This is a genomic window from Falsiroseomonas sp. E2-1-a20 (assembly GCF_051433195.1).
In the GTDB taxonomy this organism is placed as follows: Bacteria; Pseudomonadota; Alphaproteobacteria; order Acetobacterales; family Acetobacteraceae; genus Falsiroseomonas.
The window spans coordinates 236,080-252,030 of sequence record NZ_JBHMFT010000003.1 but is presented as its reverse complement, the minus strand read 5'-3'; the positions used below and the strand labels follow the sequence as shown (position 1 = coordinate 252,030).

Sequence of the window (15,951 nt, the reverse complement as noted above, 5' to 3'; positions counted from 1 at the left end):
CCCAGATGATGGATTTGATCGTCTCCACGGATTGGCTCGCCGCCGAACTCGGCAAGCCGGACCTCGTTGTGCTGGACTGCACCACCTACCTGCCGACCGAGGCGGGCAACGCGCCGGACGGCTTCCGCAAGGCGCACATCCCCGGCGCCCGCCTGTTCAACATCGACCGCATCGCGGATGCCGACAGCACGCTGCCGCACATGGTCCCAACCCCCGCACGCTTCGAAAAACTGATCGGAGCGCTGGGCGTGTCCAATGCCACCCGCGTGGTGTTCTACGACCAGCACGGCCTGCGCGCCTCCCCGCGCGGCTGGTGGATGCTCCGCCTGTTCGGGCATGAGAACGCCGCGGTGCTGGATGGCGGCCTGCCGAAATGGCAGCGCGAGGGCCGCCCGGTGGAGTCCGGCGACGCGCCCGACGCAACGCCCGCCACCTTCGTCGCGGACCTGATCGCCCGCCGCCTGGCCGGCATCGGCGACATCAAGCGCATTGTCCGGCAGGGCGGCGGCGAGGCGCTGATCCTCGACGCGCGGTCGAAGGCGCGCTTCGACGGCACCGCCCCCGAGCCCCGCCCCGGCCTGCCCTCCGGCCACATGCCCGGCGCCCGGACACTGCCCGCCGCCGATGTCGTCGGCCCCGACGGCACGATGAAGGATGCGGAGACCTTGAAGAAAATGTTCGCGGAGCGCGGCGCGGACGACACGCGGCCGATCGTCACCTCCTGCGGCACCGGCGTCACCGCCTGTGTCGTGACGCTGGCGGCGCTGCGGGCCGGATTGCCGGAACCTGCCGTCTATGACGGCTCCTGGACCGAATGGGCCGGCCGCCCGGAAACCCCCAAGGAAACGAGCACACCCTGATGCCCGACGACGCCCAGCCATCCGGCTCCAAGAAGCACGGCTTCTCCACCCGCATGTCGCACGCCGCGCGGCCGCACATCCGCGCGCTCGGCTTCGTCAACCCGCCCGTGTACCGCGGCTCCACCGTCACCGCGCAGTCCTGCGAGATGCGGCGGGAGAATGCGAAGAACCGCTTCAACCGGGTGATGACCTACGGCACCCAGGGCGGCCCCACCCACTATGCGCTCGAGGATGTGGTCGCCGAGATCGAGGGCGGCACGCATTGCACCATCACCGGCACTGGCCTCGCCGCCGTGGCCGTGCCGCTGCTGGCCTGGCTGAAATCCGGTGACCGCTGCCTGATGCCGGACAGCGTGTATGGCCCGGCGCGGAACCTGGCCGAGAACGTCATGCCCAACTGGGGCATCGAGACCACCTTCTACGACCCCTGCATCGACGCGGCGGGGCTGGAAGCGCTGTGGACGCCGAACACCAGGGTGCTCTACCTGGAAAGCCCGGGCTCGCACACCTTCGAGGTGCAGGACGTGCCGGCGCTGAACGCGGTGGCGAAGCGCCACGGCGCCATTTCCATGATCGACAACACCTGGGGCATCCACAGCTTCCAGCCCTTCGCGCATGGCTGCGACGTCTCGATCCAGGCGCTGACCAAGTATGTCGGCGGGCACTCCGACATCCTGCTGGGCAGCGTCACCGTGGCGTCGGAGGCGCATCACCTGATCGTCCGCGGCCACGCCGCCGCCATGGGCCATTATGCCAGCCCGGATGATTGCTGGCTGGCGCTGCGCGGCGTGCGGACCATGCCGGTGCGGCTGAAGCACCAGGCGGACAGCTCGCTGAAGGTCGCCGCTTGGCTGGCACAGCGGCCGGAGATCCTGGAGGTGCGCCACCCGGCCCTGCCCGGCGCGCCCGGCCACGAGATCTGGAAGCGCGACTTCGACGGCGGCTGCTCGCTGTTCGGCATCGTCTTCCAGCCGCGCTACACGGAGGCCGACATCTTCGCCTTCGTGGACGGGCTGAAGCTGTTCGGCATCGGCGCGAGCTGGGGCGGCTATGAATGCCTCGCTCTGCCGACCAACGGCATGCTGGTGCGCCGCGTGACCGAGCCGATGCCGGGCCAGGCGGTGCGCCTGCATATCGGGCTGGAGGAGGTGGCGGACATCATCGCCGACCTCGAACAGTCGCTCGGCAACCTGCCGGCTTAACGCCGGCCGGCCGGTGCCTCAGGGCGCCTCGAAGGCGACGATGGCTTCGACATAGCCATCGAAGCCTTCAACGCCCTTCGGGGTCATCGCATAGAGCTGCGTCTTGCCGACGCGCCGGCCGGGCGCGATGACCTCGGCCAGCAGCAGCCGCTTGAGCACCAGCCGCACCGTGGGGCCGCTGTAGCCTGTCGTGGCCGCGATCTGGTCCACGGACAGCGAATCCGGTGGGTCGGCGACGGCGGCCTCGAAGAACAGCATGGCGACGTCGAAGGCGATACGGCTGTTGCGGACGCCTGCTTGCACGTCGACGACACGTAGCGCGCGAAGAAGGCGCAATGCCGCAACCCGGCGTTCCGAACGAATCGGGGGAAGGTCCATGACCTGCTATTGCCATAGCGCAACAATAAAGCAACCACGGAAATGAAAGGTTATTTTTTACGTCGGTGCGGTGCCCCCGCCAGAGGCGCAGCGGGCGCAGCTTCCCTCCACCTCGATGGTGCTCCGCCGCGGCGTGAAGCCGGCCTCCGCCGCGGCGCGCGCCACCGCCGCGGCCACGCCCGGATCGCAGATTTCCGCCGTGGCGCCGCAGTCGCGGCAGATCAGGAACTGGTGCGGGTGGTCCTCCCCATGCGCATGGCCGTGCCCGGCCTCGTCGCAGCCGATGAAGGCGTTCAGCCGTTCCACCTTGTGGATCAGGCCCTGCGCCAGCAGGAAATCCAGCGCCCGGTACACCGTGGGCGGCGCCGCGCCGCGCCGGGCCTGCTGCAGCCGGTCGAGCAGCGCATAGGCCCCGATCGGCTGCGGCGATTCCAGCACCAGGCGCAGAACCAGCCGGCGCAGCTCGGTCAGTTGCGCCCCGTGCCGCGTGCAGGTCGCAGCGGCGCGGTCCAGTGCCGCGTCGAGTGTCGTATCGCCCGCCATGCGCCCTCCCCTGTGTGCAATCACGCCCGCTCCGATATATGGGATCGCCATGACCGACGCACCCACCCCGACCCAGGCGCTGATCGACGCCATCCGCTTCGACTCCAACGGCCTCGTGGCCTGCATCGCCCAGCAGCATGACAGCGGCGAGGTGCTGATGATGGCCTGGATGAACCGCGACGCCGTGGCCGAGACCCTCTCCACCGGCCGGGTCTGCTACTGGAGCCGGTCGCGCCGCGGCCTGTGGCGCAAGGGCGAGACCAGCGGCCAGGTGCAGCGCCTGGTCGACCTGCGCGTCGACTGCGACGGCGACACGCTGCTGGCCCTGGTGGACCAGCAGGGCGTCGCCTGCCACACCGGCCGCCGCAACTGCTTCTTCCGCGCCATCCGCGACGGTGCCCTGGCCGAGATCGCAGCCCCCCTGGTGGACCCGGACGCGCTGTACGGGACGAAGGCATGAGCAGCCCGAGTCCCCCGACGGGCCTCAACGGCCCAATTCCGCTGACGGTCCTCACCGGCTTCCTCGGCGCCGGCAAGACAACGCTGCTGAACGCCCTGCTGCGGCAGCCGGCGCTGGCCAACACCGCCGTGCTCATCAACGAGTTCGGCGAAATCGGCCTGGACCACCTGCTGGTGGAGCGCCTGGACGGCGACACCGTGCTGCTGAACGCCGGCTGCCTGTGCTGCACCATCCGCGGCGACCTGATGAAGGCATTGGACGGGCTGTGGGACCGGGTGCTGGCCGGCCAGCCGGTCGCCCGCGTGGTGGTGGAGACCACGGGCCTCGCCGACCCGGCGCCCATCCTGCACACGCTGATGTCCGACCCGCGCCTGGCGCTGCGCTTCGTGCTGGATGGCGACGTCACCCTGGTGGATGCCGCCAACGGCGCCGCCACGCTGGACACGCAGCCGGAGGCGCAGCGCCAGGCCGCGGTCGCGGACCGGCTGGTGCTGACCAAGACGGATCTCGCCACCGGCGGACAGGTCGCCGCCCTCACCGCCCGGCTGCGCGCCCTGAACCCGATCGCGCCGATCCTGACCGCGGCGGCGGGCGAGATCGCGGCCGCCGACCTGCTGGATGCCGGCCCCTTCGACACCGGCGCGAAGCTGCCCGACGTGGCCCGCTGGATCGGCGCCGCCACGCCGCACCACCACCATCACCATCACGACTCCAACCGCCACGATGCCCGCATCCAAGCGCTGTGCCTGGAGTTCGACCGCCCCTTGAACTGGTCCGGCCTCGCCGGCTGGCTGGAGATGCTGGCGATGACGCGCGGTGCCTCCGTGCTCCGCATGAAGGGCATCCTCGACCTGGTGGGGGAGACGCGGCCGGTCGTCGTGCATGGCGTGCAGCACCTGTTCCATCCGCCGACGCGGCTGGCCGCTTGGCCGGAGGACGCGCCGCGCCGGTCCCGCCTCGTCTTCATCCTGCGCGACCTGGAGCCGAAGGTGGTGGAGGATGGGCTGCGCGCCTTCCTCGCCGCGGCGGACCAGGAATCCGCGCTCGGGAGCGACTGAAAGAACCTTCCGCCCGCGTTGACTAAGCCCGCGCCGCGCGCTCTGCTGCCCAAGGATCGGGGAGCCGCGTGACGCCATGCCATTGACGATGCCGGAGGAAATCCTCCTCCTGATGCTCGATGACGAGAGCGGTCGCCTGCAGGAACGCGCGGCGCCCTCCGGCGACTACGCGATCGCGGGCGCCGTCCTTGCCGAACTCGCGCTGGCCGGGCGGATCGACACCGATCCGGCCCGCCTCTACGTGGTGAACCCGGAGCCGACGGGCGACGCGCTGATGGACCGCGCCCTGGCGCAGATCGTCGCCGCGCCGGAAGCCGGCGACAGCCGGCACTGGATCGAGACCCTGGCGGCGGATGCCGATGCCATCCGCGACACGCTGTTCGAAAGGCTGGTCGGCAAGGGCATCCTGAAGCGTGTCGAGGGCCGGTTCCTGTGGGTGTTCCCTGAACGCCGCTACCCGGTGATCTCGGACAAGGAGGAGCGGGAGGTGAAGGCGCGCATCATGGGCGTGCTGTTCCAGGACGACATCCCCGACCCGCGCGATTCCATGCTGATCGGCCTGTGCCGCGCCGGCGGCCTGTTCTCGCTGATCCTGTCGACGCAGGAGCTGGACCGCGTGCAGGGCCGCATCGACCAGGTCGCGGACCTCGAGGAACTGAACCGTTCCCTGGCCGATGCGATCCGTGAGATCTACGCCCAGATCGCGCGCTACGCGCCCATGGTATAAGCACGCGACTCCAGGACAGGACTGATTTCATGGACATCACGGAAAGCACCGACCAGGGCGTGAAGGTGGCCGCCCTCAAGGGCCGGCTCGACACCGCGACCGCCCCGGCCGCCGAGGCGAAGATGCTCGCCCTGCTGGAGGGCGGCGCCAAGGTCGTGGCCGACCTGGGGGATGTGCACTACGTTTCCTCGGCCGGGCTGCGCGTGCTGCTGAAGGCGGCGAAGCAGGCCAAGGCCATCGGCGGCAGCTTCGCCATCGCCTCCCCCCAGGCCCCGGTGCGCGAAGTGCTGGAGATTTCCGGCTTCGACAAGATCCTGGCGATCCACCCGACCCGCGACGCCGCCGTCACCGCCCTCGCCTGACAGAAAAGCCCTCTCCCCCTTGGGGGAGAGGGTTGGATGAGGGGGAATGCCCTCCTCAGTCCACCGTCGCGCCCGCCGCGCGCACCACCTGGCCCCAGCGCTCGATATCCTGCTCATGCACCGCGCGGAATTCCGCCGGCGTGCGCACGCTGCTCGGCGCGATGCCCTGGCTGTTCACCAGCCACTGGCGGAATTCCGGCGCCTCGATGATCTTCAGGATCTCGGCGTTCAGCCGCATCTGGATCGCCTCCGGCATGCCGGGAGGGCCGAAGACGCCGTACCAGGTGGTGCTCTCGAAGCCCGGCAGGTTGCAGGCCTCGGCGATGGTCGGCACGTCCGGCATCGCCGGGATGCGCGCCGGCGTGGTGACGCCGAGCGCCCGCACCGCACCCTGCTGCACCAGGCCCAGCGCCGGCCCGGTCTGGTTGAAGAACAAATCCACCTGCCCGCCGAGCAGCGAAGTGACGGCGCCGCCCTGCCCGGTGAAGGGCACATGCACCATGTCGATCCCGGCCGCCTGCGCGAAGCGCACGCCGGCCAGGTGGGTGGAGGCGCCATTGCCGGTGCTGGCGAAGTTCAGCGCGCCCGGCCGGGCCTTGGCGTCCGCCACCAGCGCCTGGCAGTTGGTGTATTGCGGGCGGTGCTGGATGCTGGTCGTCAGCACGTTCGGCACGTCGCCGAGATGCGCGATATGCGTCACGTCGCGCAGCGGGTTGAACGGCAGGCGGCGATACAGCGTCGCGTTGATGGCATGCGTGCCCGCCGTGCCGAACAGGATCAGGTAGCCATCCGGCCGCGCCTTGGCGACGAAGTCGGAGGCGATGTTGCCGCCGGCGCCGACGCGGTTGTTCACCACCACCGGCACGCCCAGCGCCTGCGACAGCGGCTGGGCCAGCCGGCGGGCGTAGATGTCGACGCCCGAGCCGTTCGGGAAGCCGCCGAGGAACTCGATGGGTCGCGATGGCCATTGGTCCTGCGCAAGCGCCGGCCCGGCCAGCAGGCCCAGCAATGGCAGCAGGAAGCGATGTCTCATCTTCATGTCGGCTCCGATCGAATGCGTGATCGTCCTAGAAGAGACGCCCCTGCCCACCGCGCGCAACCCCTTCCCTTGCCATAAAGCCGGAGCCTTCTACGCTTCGCCCATGCAACCGCACGAACCCGCCCCGCGCCTCGCCCGCGGCGGCAAATCCATCTACGGCGCGCCGCTCGGCATCCTGATGCTGGAGGCCCGCTTTCCGCGGATTCCCGGCGACATGGGCAACGCCACCACCTGGCCCTTCCCGGTGCTGTTCCGCGTCGTCCGCGGCGCCAGCCCGGAACGCGTGGTGCTGCAGGGCGCGCCCGGCCTGCTGCCGGACTTCATCGCGGCGGCGCGCGACCTGGTGGACCTTGGCGCGGAGGCCATCACCACCAATTGCGGCTTCCTGTCGCTGTTCCAGGCGGAGCTGGCGGCGGCCGTGCAGGTGCCGGTCGCGACCTCCTCCCTCATGCAGGTGCCCTGGGTGCAGGCGCTGTTGCCACCCGGCCGCCGGGTCGGCGTCGTCACCGTCAGCCGCCAGTCCCTGACGCCCGCGCACCTGGCCGCCGCCGGCGTGCCGCTGGACATCCCGGTGCAGGGCACCGAGACCGGGCGCGAGTTCTTTCGCGTGCTGATCAAGGCCGAGAAGCCCGACATGGACATCGCGCTGGCCGAGCAGGACATCCTGGAGGCCGGCCGCGCCCTGGTGGCCCGGCACCCGGAGGTCGGCGCCATCGTGCTCGAATGCACCAACATGCCGCCCTATGCCGCCGCGTTGCAGGCAGAACTCGGCCTGCCCGTCTACGACATCACCACCCTGGTCACTTGGTTCCACGGCGGGCTGCGGCCGCGCCGTTTCGGCTGAACCTGCTCAGCGTGCCGCCTGTCGCCCCATCAGGGCGCGCAGCCCTTCCGCCTCCTGCACCGGCTCCATGTCCAGGATGGCCGGGGGCTCCTGGCTACGGGCCTCGCGCGGGTCGATGCCCGCGTCGGACACCGCTGCCCCGCCCATCAGGGCCCGTTCCACCGCATTGCGCAGTGCCGCGAAGTCGCCCGCATCCCGGGCCCGTGCCGCGGCGATGCCGACGATGCCGGCAACCGCCTCGGCCAGCGCCACGGTGCTGGTGGGCCTGCGGTCCGCGGGCCTGGGCGGTTCCAGCCACGACAATCCCAGCTTCAGGACCGGGTCATAGAACACCCCCGAGTCACCGGGTGGTGGACCATAGGCCTCGAAGGATGAGGGGCTGAAGTGGGTGAGCGACATAGCGTCTTCCCTTCGGGATCTTCCCGTGAGGCGAGGTCCCACTTCCACAAGGGACGACCGCCATGGGTGTCACCTTGCAGCCAACTTCGTGAACGGAGTCTGAAGGACTGTCGGAATACCTGACACCGAATGCCAACCGGGCCTGACACCGCACAAAAAAACCCCGGCCATCTGCATGGCCGGGGTGACACGTCCGAAGCCGAAACGGCCGCGGCTATTCCTTCATGTTGACGGCCTGGCGCCCGCGCTGGCCGTCGCGCACATCCAGCGCGACCTTCTCGCCCTGCTGCACATCGGCCCGGCCGGCACGCTGCAGGACGGAGGAGTGCAGGAACACGTCCTGGCCGCCATCTTCCGGCGTCACGAAGCCGAAGCCGCGCACCTGGTCGAACCACTTCACGGTGCCCTGCACCGCATAGGTCGGACCGCCCTCGTCACGCGCGCCCATGTCGCGGCGCGGCGGCGGACGGTCGCCGAAATTGCCGCGCGGCGCACCGAAGCCGCCGCCGGCGCCACCGTAGCCACCGCCAGCCGGCGGGCCACCGAAGTCGCGGCGCGGCGGACGATCGCCGAAGCCACCGCCGGCGCCGCCACCGAAGTCCCGGCGTGGCGGGCGGTCACCGAAGCCGCCACCACCGCCCGGCGGACCACCGAAGTCGCGGCGCGGCGGACGATCGCCGAACCCGCCACCGCCGAAGTCGCGGCGCGGCGGACGATCCGCGAAGCCACCCGGACGCGGCGCACGGTCGCCGCCGCCCGGACCCTTGATGATCGAGATGATCCGCGTCACCAGGCGCCGCCCCTGGCGGTCCGATCCGATTTCGCAATTCAGCTTGTCGCCGGTGTCCGGCGGCTCGATCCCGGCCTCGGTCAGGGCCGAGGCGTGGAAAAACACATCCTGTCCGTCCGGTCCCAAGACGAAGCCGAATCCCTTGCGGGCATTGTACCACTTGACTTCGGCTTCGACGGACGCGCCGCCGCCCTGTTCGCTGTCGGGAAACACGATCTTATGCAATCCGTACTGGTGGACACGACCCGACACGATGCAGGGTCGCCACCGTGCAAGATTGCACCACGTCGCAAGAAAAACCAGCGCAAAACCGGGCTACGCAAAGCGGGAGGGGCTGAATCGTTCCATGGGCAGCGCTGGTTGACGCTCCTGCAACAGATCCAGCACGGCGCGTGCGGTGCGCGGTGCCGCAACCAGGCCGACATGGCCGTGCCCGAAGGCCAGCAGCACATCCGGCGTCGCCGCCGACCGCCCCATGCAGGGTAGCCCATCCGGCATCGAGGGCCGATGCCCCATCCAGACCTTCACGCGCTCCGCCGGCAGGTCACGCGGCAGCCCTGGGAAGCTCCGCAGCAAGTGATCGCGCAGGATCTCCGCCCGCTTCCAGTTCGGCGCCGCCTCCAGCCCCGCGATCTCCACCTGCCCTGCACAACGCAGGCCGCGATCGGTCCAGGTGATCGACATCTTGCCGTCATAGGGCATCATCGGCGTGCGCGGCCCGACCTCGGCATCCTGCACCATCGCGTGGTAGCCGCGCTCCGTCTCCAGCGGCACGCGCGAACCGACGGCCGCCGCCAGCGCCTTGGAATGGGCTCCGGCGCAGATCACGGCGCGGTCGCAGGCCACCTCCCCGCCCTCCGTCCGCACGGCCTTCAGCCGCCCACCCTCGACCCGGAAGCCGGTCGCGCGCGCCTGTTGCAACGCCGCCCCCTCGGCCTGCGCCTGGGCCACCAGGGCCGCGACATAGGCGCCGGGATCGCGGCAATGGCCGCCTTCCTCGACCAGCGCGCCGAAGGCGTATCGCCGGTCCAGTTCCGGCTCGCGCTGGCGCATCTCGTCGGCGTCGAGTTCCAGCCACTCGATGCCGACCTGGCGCCGCACGCGCCAGGCCAGCGCCTCGCGCTCGAACTGCTCGCGGTTCTCGTAGATGTAGACCAGGCCGCGCCGCTCGATCAGATGGCCGACGCCGGCGCTCTCGGCCAATTCGCGGTGCAGCGCCGGCGCATCCACCAGCAGCGGCCGCAGCGCCTGCGCCGCGCGCAGCACCTTCGCCTCCGTCCAGCCGGCCCACAAATAGCGCGCCAGCCAGGGCAGCACCTTCGGCAGGTAGGACCAGCGGATCGCCAGCGGCCCGAGCGGGTCCGCCAGGAAGCCCGGCACCTTCTTCCACAGCCCCGGCCCGGCCGGCGGGATGACCGACATCGGGCTGAGCCAGCAGCCATTGCCGTAGCTGGCCGCCTGCTCGCCGCCCGGCTCGCCCGGCTCCAGAACCGTGACGCGGAAGCCCTCCCGCAGCGCGCCCAGCGCGGTGGCTGCGCCGATGATGCCGGCGCCGATCACCACGACATGCGGCGCGCTCACCGCGGCGCCCCCATCGCGCGCCCTGGATCGTCCCCCGCCAGCAGCGACACATGCGCGGAGACGACGCGCCAACCCTGGCCCGGGATGCGCGCCATGATCTTGGTCTCCCGCCCCACCAGGCCGGTGCCGATGCGCTCATACTCCAGATGCGTCGCCGCCACATCCGGCCCGAAGCTGGTGATCCGCACCTGCCGCTGCACCCGCTGGGCGTAGCCCTTCACCGAGGCGCGGAAGGCCCGGATCGCGTCATGCCCGTACAGGATCTCGGCGATGCCGAAGCGCACTGTGCGCGGGTCCGCCCAGAAGATCGCGTCCAGCACCGCGGTCTCGTTCGCCATCAGCGCCGCCTCGTAGCGGTCGAATACCTCGCGTACCTCCGCGAGGATTTCCGGGTCGTCGATCCGCACGCATCATCTCCCGCAACCGGTCGCCAGCCTGCCCCCTTCGCCGGACCCTGAACAGCCCAAGCCGGAACAAGTAAAGAAAGCACTTCACGGAGCCGTGATACGTCACGTATAAGTCAAGTCAGAGGGAGCCAACCGCAAACGACCACCGATCCGGGGAACGCCCATGCTCGACGCAATGATGCCACAGAACTATTCCGGTTCCATGCAGTCTCCGCCGCAGGGCGGCTTCCTGTTCGCCACCGGGATCGAAAACAGTGCGCCCACGATCCAGGGTGGGACTGTCCGCCGGGACCAGATGCTGGAATGCGGTCATTACGATCGGTGGCGCGAGGATTTCGCGCTGGTGCGGGAGGTCGGCTGCAACGCGCTGCGCTACGGCCCGCAGCTGCACACCACGCTGCGCGCCGACGGTGTGCATGACTGGTCCTTCGCCGACGAAAGCTTCGCCGAGATCCGCCGCCTCGGCATCCGCCCCATCGTCGATCTCTGCCATTTCGGCGTGCCCGACTGGATCGGCGACTTCCAGAACCCGGACTTCCCCCGGCTGTTCGCCGACTATGCCGGCGCCTTCGCCGCACGCTTCCCCTGGGTGCAGCTCTACACCCCGGTGAACGAGATGTTCATCACCGCCGTCTTCAGCGCCCGCTACGGCTGGTGGAACGAGCAGCGCACCGACGACCGCAGCTACGTCACCGCCATCAAGAACATCGTCCGCGCCAATGTGCTCGCCATGCAGGAAATCCTGAAGCACCGGCCCGATGCCATCTTCATCCAGTCCGAGAGCACCGAGGCCTTCCACGCGGAATGCCCCCTCGCCGTCCCGCATGCGGATTTCCGCAACGCCGAGCGCTTCCTGACGCTGGACCTGAACTACGGCCGGCGCGTCGACAGCGCGATGTACGAATTCCTGATGGACAACGGCATGACCCGTGCCGAGTACCATTTCTTCCTGGACAACCGCCTGAAGCGCCACTGCGTCATGGGCAATGACTGGTACCAGACCAACGAGCATCTGCTGAACGCGGAGGGCCATGGCCGCTGGGCCGGCGAGGTCTTCGGCTACGACACGGTGACCCGCGACTACCACGCCCGCTACGGCCTGCCGGTGATGCACACGGAGACCAACATCGCCGAGGGGCCGAACGGCGACGAGGCGGAGCGCTGGCTGTGGAAGCAGTGGTCCGGCATCCTGCGCCTGCGGCGGGAGGGCATTCCGGTGCTCGGCTTCACCTGGTACTCGCTGACCGACCAGGTGGATTGGGCGCATGCGCTGCGCGAGGTGCGCGGCGAATCCGACCCGCGCGGCCTGTACGATCTGGACCGCAAACCCCGGCGGGTGGGGCTCGCCTACAAGCGCCTGATCGAAGCCTGGCGCGACGTCCTGCCGACGCAGAGCCTCTGCCTGCAGGTGCCGCTGGCAGCCTGAAGCCCTCTCCCCCTACTCAGGGGGAAAGGGTTGGGTGAGGGGGAACGCCTCACCCCGCCTCGATCACCGCGCGCTTCGCCATCACCGTCACCAGATGCGCGCGGTATTCGGCGCTGCCGTGGATGTCCCCGTTCAGCAGGCTCGGGCTGACCTTTACGCCGGCAACAGCCTCCGGCGACCAGGTGGCGGACAGCGCCGCCTCCATCGCCTTCTCGCGGAACACGCCGTTGGCGCCGGCGCCGTTCACGGCCACCCGCACGCCCGCCGCCGTCTTCGCCACGAAGACGCCCGCCATGGAATAGCGGCTCGCCGGGTTGCGCATCTTGGCGTAGCCGGCCTTGGTCGGGATCGGGATGTGGATCGCCGTCACCAGCTCCCCGGTCTCGAGCGCCGTGGTGAACATGCCGGTGAAGAACTGGTCCGCCGGCAGCTTGCGCTTGTCGGTCTGGATGGTCGCGTTCAGCGCCAGCAGGGCGGCCGGGTAATCCGCGGAGGGGTCGTTGTTCGCCACCGACCCGCCCATGGTGCCGCGGTTGCGCACCTGCGTGTCGCCGATGGTGTGCGCCATCTTCGCCAGCGCCGGGATGGCGGCCGCCACCTCGGCCGAGGTCGCGACCTCGTAGTGCCGGGTCAGCGCGCCGATCACCAGGCTGTCACCTTCCCGCTTCACGCCGCGCAGCTCCGCGATGCCGGACAGGTCGACCACGGAGGTCGGCTTGTTCAGCCGCAGCTTCAGCGCCGGCAGCAGGGTCATGCCGCCGGAGATCGCCCGCGCATCCGGGTCCGCGGCCAGGATCTTGACGGCATCCGCGACCGAGGCCGGCTTGTGATAGGCAAAATCATACATTTTTCCGAGTTCCCTATCTATTCCGCAGCCATGCGATGGGCGTTGACGATGCCCCAGATCTTCTGCGGCGTCGCCGGCATTTCCACGTGGCGGACACCGTAATCCTTCAGCGCGTCCACCACGGCATTCATCACCGCCGGCGGCGAGCCGATGGCGCCGACCTCGCCGCAGCCCTTCACGCCGAGCGGGTTGTGCGTGCAGAGGGTGGTGTGGGTGGCGACGCCGACATTCGGCAGATCCTCCGCCCGCGGCATCGTATAGTCCATGAACGAGCCCGAGATCAGCTGCCCCTGCGGATCATACAGCGCGGCTTCCAGCAGCGCCTGGCCGATGCCCTGCGCCACGCCGCCCTGCACCTGGCCCTCGACGATCATCGGATTGATGACGCGGCCGACGTCGTCCACAGCCGTGAATTTCTGCACCGCCACGCGACCGGTCTCGGGATCGATCTCCACCTCGCAGATGTGGCAGCCGCCCGGGTAGGTGAAGTTCTTCGGGTCGTAGAAGGCGGTTTCCTCCAGCCCCGGCTCGATCTCGTCGATCGGGTAGTTGTGCGGGACGTAGGCGGCCAGGCTGATATCCGTCAGCGACTTGGTCTTGTCCGTGCCCGCCACCCGGAAGGTGCCGCGCTCGAACTCCACATCCTCGACGCTGGCTTCCATCAGGTGCGCGGCGATGCGCTTGCCCTTGGCGATGATCTTGTCCATCGCCTTGTCCATCGCCGAGCCACCCACGGCGAGTGACCGCGAGCCATAGGTGCCCATGCCGAACGGCACCTTCGCCGTATCGCCATGCACGATGTCCACATTCGCCGTCGGCACGCCGAGCTTGTCCGCCACCAGCTGCGCGAAGGTCGTCTCGTGCCCCTGCCCGTGGCTGTGCGCGCCGGTCAGCACGGTGACACTGCCGGTCGGGTGCACGCGGATGACGCCGACCTCGTAAAGCCCCGCCCGTGCGCCCAGCGAGCCCACCACGGCGGAGGGTGCGATGCCGCAGGCCTCGACATAGGTCGAGATGCCGATGCCACGCAGCTTTCCGCGCGCCTTCGCCTCGGCCCTGCGGGCTTCGAAACTTTCCCACTCCGAAGCCTTGAGCGCCATGTCCAAGGTCGAGTGGTAGTCGCCGCTGTCGTATTGCAGCGCCACCGGCGTCTGATAGGGGAACTGGTCCGGCCGGATGAAGTTGCGCCGGCGGAATTCGACCTTGTCGAGGCCGGCCTCCGCCGCGGCCACGTCCATCAGCCGTTCCAGCAGGTAGGTCGCCTCCGGCCGCCCGGCGCCGCGATAGGCGTCCACCGGCACCGTATTGGTGAAGACGGCCTTCACCTCGGCATAGATCACCGGTGTGGAATACACGCCGGAGAGCAGCGTCGCATACAGGTAGGTCGGCACGCAGGGCGCGAAGGTGGACAGGTAGGCGCCCATATTCGCCAGCGTGTGCACCTTCAGCCCGAGGATTTTTCCGTCTGAATCCAGGGCCAGCTCGGCGGTCGAGACATGGTCGCGCCCATGGGCATCGGACATGAAGGCCTCGGACCGGTCGCAGGTCCACTTGATCGGGCGCTTCACCTTGCCCGCCGCCCAGGTGACGATGGCCTCCTCGGCGTAGTGATAGATCTTGGAGCCGAAGCCGCCGCCGACATCCGGCGCCACGACACGCAGCTTGGATTCCGGGATGTGCAGCACGAAGGCGCCCATCAGCAGCCGGATCACATGCGGGTTCTGGCTGGTGGTGTAGAGCGTGTAGTCGCCCGAGAAGCTGTCGTAGTCGCCGATCGCGACGCGGGGTTCCATCGCGTTCGGCACCAGGCGGTTGTTCGTCGTCTCGAACTTCACCACCCGCGCGGCGCGGGCAAAGGCCGCTTCCTGCGCCGCCTTGTCGCCGATGTGCCAGTCGTAGCAGAGGTTGCCCGGCGCCGTGTCATGCACCTGCGGCGCACCGGGCTTGATCGCCTCCACCGTGCCGGAGACCGCCGGCAGCGGCGCGTAGTCGACGATGATGGCCTCCGCCGCGTCCCGGGCCTGGGACCGCGTCTCCGCGATCACCACCGCCACGGGATCGCCGACATGCCGCACCCGGTCCACGGCGAGCGCCGGATGCATCGGCTCCGCCATCGGCGAGCCGTCCTTGTTGTGGATCTGCCAGCCGCAGGGAATGCCGCCGATGGCCTCCGCCGCCATGTCCGCGCCGACGAACACCGCCTTCACCCCCGGCATCGCGCGGGCGGCGGAGGTGTCGATGCCCTCGATGCGGGCATGGGCGTGCGGGCTGCGCAGCATCACCGCATGGGTTTGGCCCGGCCGGTTGATGTCGTCCGTGTACTGCCCACGGCCCTGGAGAAAACGAAAGTCTTCCTTGCGCCGCAGGCTGGCGCCGATGCCCTCGAAGGGCGTCACCACGTTCATTCTTGCGATCCTCCCCGTTGACGTTGCAACAGGCTGGCCCGCCGCGGCGCCTTCTCTCCGGAAGGCTGGCCCGCGGAGCACCCAACCGGATTCCCGGCCTATTCGGCGGCGGCGCGGGCCAGTTCGGAGACGCGGCCCTGCATCACGTCCTGCGCCGCGGCGATCGCCTTTACGATGTTGTGGTAGCCGGTGCAGCGGCAGAGGTTGCCCTCCAGCCCCTCCCGGATCTCCTTCTCGCTCATCCCGTCCGGGTGCTTGTTCACCAGGTCGATGGCGGACATGACCATGCCGGGGGTGCAGAAGCCGCATTGCAGGGCGTGGTATTCGCGGAAGGCTTCCTGCATCGGGTGCAGCGTGCCGTCTGCGGCCGCCAGGCCCTCGATGGTGGTGATGTCGGCGCCCTCGCACTGCACGGACAGGATGGTGCAGGCCTTCACGCTGTCGCCACCCATGTGCACGACGCAGGCGCCGCACTGGCTGGTGTCGCAGCCGACATGGGTGCCGGTCAGCCGAAGCTGTTCCCGCAGCGTCTCGACCAGCAGGGTGCGGGCCTCGACCTCCACCGTCTGTTTCGTGCCGTTGACCGTCAGTGTCACCTGCGGCATCGCGCGCTCTCCCCGAAT

18 protein-coding genes are annotated in these 15,951 nt (G+C 69.5%); 8 read left to right on the top strand and 10 right to left on the bottom strand.

Features of this window, described 5'->3' with window-relative positions; translation table 11 throughout:
- The first annotated feature begins 5 nt into the window (after window positions 1-5).
- On the top strand, window positions 6-860 hold the full coding sequence (locus tag ACFHPP_RS05755) for a sulfurtransferase (protein WP_437162309.1): 855 nt from the start codon (window positions 6-8) through the stop codon (window positions 858-860).
- The gene (gene metC, locus ACFHPP_RS05750) at window positions 860-2,062 is read left to right on the top strand and encodes a cystathionine beta-lyase (protein ID WP_437162308.1); all 1,203 of its coding nucleotides are present in this window, start codon (window positions 860-862) and stop codon (window positions 2,060-2,062) included. Before ACFHPP_RS05755 ends, metC begins: the two co-directional genes overlap by 1 nt.
- Window positions 2,063-2,080: 18 nt before the next feature.
- Here the strand turns inward: metC and ACFHPP_RS05745 are convergent, their stop codons facing one another.
- Window positions 2,081-2,365 (bottom strand): hypothetical protein, encoded by a 285-nt coding sequence (locus ACFHPP_RS05745; protein WP_437162307.1) that lies wholly within the window; start codon window positions 2,363-2,365, stop codon window positions 2,081-2,083.
- 132 nt (window positions 2,366-2,497) lie between these two features.
- Complete coding sequence (locus ACFHPP_RS05740; protein ID WP_437162306.1) at window positions 2,498-2,983, bottom strand: Fur family transcriptional regulator; 486 nt, start codon at window positions 2,981-2,983, stop codon at window positions 2,498-2,500.
- Window positions 2,984-3,032: 49 nt separating this feature from the next.
- Here ACFHPP_RS05740 and hisI point away from each other — a divergent pair, with 49 nt between their 5' ends.
- The 4 genes from hisI to ACFHPP_RS05720 all read left to right on the top strand — a co-directional run bounded on the left by hisI (window position 3,033) and on the right by ACFHPP_RS05720 (window position 5,590).
- Window positions 3,033-3,443, top strand: coding sequence for a phosphoribosyl-AMP cyclohydrolase (gene hisI, locus ACFHPP_RS05735; protein ID WP_437162305.1), 411 nt, complete (start codon window positions 3,033-3,035; stop codon window positions 3,441-3,443).
- Window positions 3,440-4,501, top strand: coding sequence for a CobW family GTP-binding protein (locus ACFHPP_RS05730; RefSeq protein WP_437162304.1), 1,062 nt, complete (start codon window positions 3,440-3,442; stop codon window positions 4,499-4,501). The genes hisI and ACFHPP_RS05730 overlap by 4 nt, the downstream gene beginning before the upstream one ends.
- A gap of 76 nt (window positions 4,502-4,577) precedes the next feature.
- A complete protein-coding gene (locus ACFHPP_RS05725) occupies window positions 4,578-5,228 on the top strand; it encodes a GOLPH3/VPS74 family protein (RefSeq protein ID WP_437162303.1) in 651 nt (216 codons plus the stop codon).
- Between the two features lie 29 nt (window positions 5,229-5,257).
- Window positions 5,258-5,590: an STAS domain-containing protein gene (locus tag ACFHPP_RS05720; RefSeq protein ID WP_437162302.1), complete on the top strand. Its 333-nt coding sequence runs from the start codon at window positions 5,258-5,260 to the stop codon at window positions 5,588-5,590.
- A 55-nt stretch (window positions 5,591-5,645) separates the two neighbouring features.
- Here ACFHPP_RS05720 and ACFHPP_RS05715 read toward each other — a convergent pair whose 3' ends face one another.
- Complete coding sequence (locus ACFHPP_RS05715; protein ID WP_437162301.1) at window positions 5,646-6,629, bottom strand: Bug family tripartite tricarboxylate transporter substrate binding protein; 984 nt, start codon at window positions 6,627-6,629, stop codon at window positions 5,646-5,648.
- 103 nt (window positions 6,630-6,732) lie between these two features.
- On the opposite strand from ACFHPP_RS05715, the gene ACFHPP_RS05710 reads away from it, so the two are divergent.
- Complete coding sequence (locus ACFHPP_RS05710; protein WP_437162300.1) at window positions 6,733-7,473, top strand: aspartate/glutamate racemase family protein; 741 nt, start codon at window positions 6,733-6,735, stop codon at window positions 7,471-7,473.
- Between the two features lie 6 nt (window positions 7,474-7,479).
- Here ACFHPP_RS05710 and ACFHPP_RS05705 read toward each other — a convergent pair whose 3' ends face one another.
- The 4 genes from ACFHPP_RS05705 to ACFHPP_RS05690 form a co-directional block, all read right to left on the bottom strand.
- Window positions 7,480-7,872, bottom strand: a complete 393-nt coding sequence (locus ACFHPP_RS05705; RefSeq protein ID WP_437162299.1) for a hypothetical protein — start codon at window positions 7,870-7,872, stop codon at window positions 7,480-7,482.
- Window positions 7,873-8,086: 214 nt separating this feature from the next.
- Window positions 8,087-8,875 (bottom strand): cold-shock protein, encoded by a 789-nt coding sequence (locus tag ACFHPP_RS05700; RefSeq protein WP_437162298.1) that lies wholly within the window; start codon window positions 8,873-8,875, stop codon window positions 8,087-8,089.
- Between the two features lie 102 nt (window positions 8,876-8,977).
- Window positions 8,978-10,243 carry an NAD(P)/FAD-dependent oxidoreductase gene (locus ACFHPP_RS05695; RefSeq protein ID WP_437162297.1) on the bottom strand — a complete coding sequence of 422 codons (1,266 nt, stop codon included), beginning with the start codon at window positions 10,241-10,243 and terminating at the stop codon, window positions 8,978-8,980.
- The gene (locus ACFHPP_RS05690) at window positions 10,240-10,650 is read right to left on the bottom strand and encodes an AtzH-like domain-containing protein (RefSeq protein WP_437162296.1); all 411 of its coding nucleotides are present in this window, start codon (window positions 10,648-10,650) and stop codon (window positions 10,240-10,242) included. The genes ACFHPP_RS05695 and ACFHPP_RS05690 overlap by 4 nt, the downstream gene beginning before the upstream one ends.
- Before the next feature lie 163 nt (window positions 10,651-10,813).
- On the opposite strand from ACFHPP_RS05690, the gene ACFHPP_RS05685 reads away from it, so the two are divergent.
- Window positions 10,814-12,076, top strand: a complete 1,263-nt coding sequence (locus ACFHPP_RS05685) for a family 1 glycosylhydrolase (RefSeq protein WP_437162295.1) — start codon at window positions 10,814-10,816, stop codon at window positions 12,074-12,076.
- Window positions 12,077-12,125: 49 nt separating this feature from the next.
- Here the strand turns inward: ACFHPP_RS05685 and ACFHPP_RS05680 are convergent, their stop codons facing one another.
- The 3 genes from ACFHPP_RS05680 to ACFHPP_RS05670 form a co-directional block, all read right to left on the bottom strand.
- Window positions 12,126-12,923, bottom strand: a complete 798-nt coding sequence (locus ACFHPP_RS05680; protein WP_437162294.1) for an FAD binding domain-containing protein — start codon at window positions 12,921-12,923, stop codon at window positions 12,126-12,128.
- Window positions 12,924-12,940: 17 nt separating this feature from the next.
- Window positions 12,941-15,328, bottom strand: coding sequence for a xanthine dehydrogenase family protein molybdopterin-binding subunit (locus ACFHPP_RS05675; protein ID WP_437162293.1), 2,388 nt, complete (start codon window positions 15,326-15,328; stop codon window positions 12,941-12,943).
- Between the two features lie 98 nt (window positions 15,329-15,426).
- Entirely contained in the window at window positions 15,427-15,933 is a 507-nt protein-coding gene (locus ACFHPP_RS05670; RefSeq protein WP_430671022.1) for a (2Fe-2S)-binding protein, read from the bottom strand.
- Window positions 15,934-15,951 lie beyond the last annotated feature (18 nt).

Coding starts and splice junctions, on each gene's coding strand:
- ACFHPP_RS05755 (WP_437162309.1), top strand. CDS start 6: ATGATGGATTTGATCGTCTCCACGGATTGGCTCGCCGCCGAACTCGGC.
- metC (WP_437162308.1), top strand. CDS start 860: ATGCCCGACGACGCCCAGCCATCCGGCTCCAAGAAGCACGGCTTCTCC.
- ACFHPP_RS05740 (WP_437162306.1), bottom strand. CDS start 2,983: ATGGCGGGCGATACGACACTCGACGCGGCACTGGACCGCGCCGCTGCG.
- hisI (WP_437162305.1), top strand. CDS start 3,033: ATGACCGACGCACCCACCCCGACCCAGGCGCTGATCGACGCCATCCGC.
- ACFHPP_RS05730 (WP_437162304.1), top strand. CDS start 3,440: ATGAGCAGCCCGAGTCCCCCGACGGGCCTCAACGGCCCAATTCCGCTG.
- ACFHPP_RS05725 (WP_437162303.1), top strand. CDS start 4,578: ATGCCATTGACGATGCCGGAGGAAATCCTCCTCCTGATGCTCGATGAC.
- ACFHPP_RS05720 (WP_437162302.1), top strand. CDS start 5,258: ATGGACATCACGGAAAGCACCGACCAGGGCGTGAAGGTGGCCGCCCTC.
- ACFHPP_RS05715 (WP_437162301.1), bottom strand. CDS start 6,629: ATGAAGATGAGACATCGCTTCCTGCTGCCATTGCTGGGCCTGCTGGCC.
- ACFHPP_RS05710 (WP_437162300.1), top strand. CDS start 6,733: ATGCAACCGCACGAACCCGCCCCGCGCCTCGCCCGCGGCGGCAAATCC.
- ACFHPP_RS05705 (WP_437162299.1), bottom strand. CDS start 7,872: ATGTCGCTCACCCACTTCAGCCCCTCATCCTTCGAGGCCTATGGTCCA.
- ACFHPP_RS05685 (WP_437162295.1), top strand. CDS start 10,814: ATGCTCGACGCAATGATGCCACAGAACTATTCCGGTTCCATGCAGTCT.
- ACFHPP_RS05680 (WP_437162294.1), bottom strand. CDS start 12,923: ATGTATGATTTTGCCTATCACAAGCCGGCCTCGGTCGCGGATGCCGTC.
- ACFHPP_RS05675 (WP_437162293.1), bottom strand. CDS start 15,328: ATGAACGTGGTGACGCCCTTCGAGGGCATCGGCGCCAGCCTGCGGCGC.
- ACFHPP_RS05670 (WP_430671022.1), bottom strand. CDS start 15,933: ATGCCGCAGGTGACACTGACGGTCAACGGCACGAAACAGACGGTGGAG.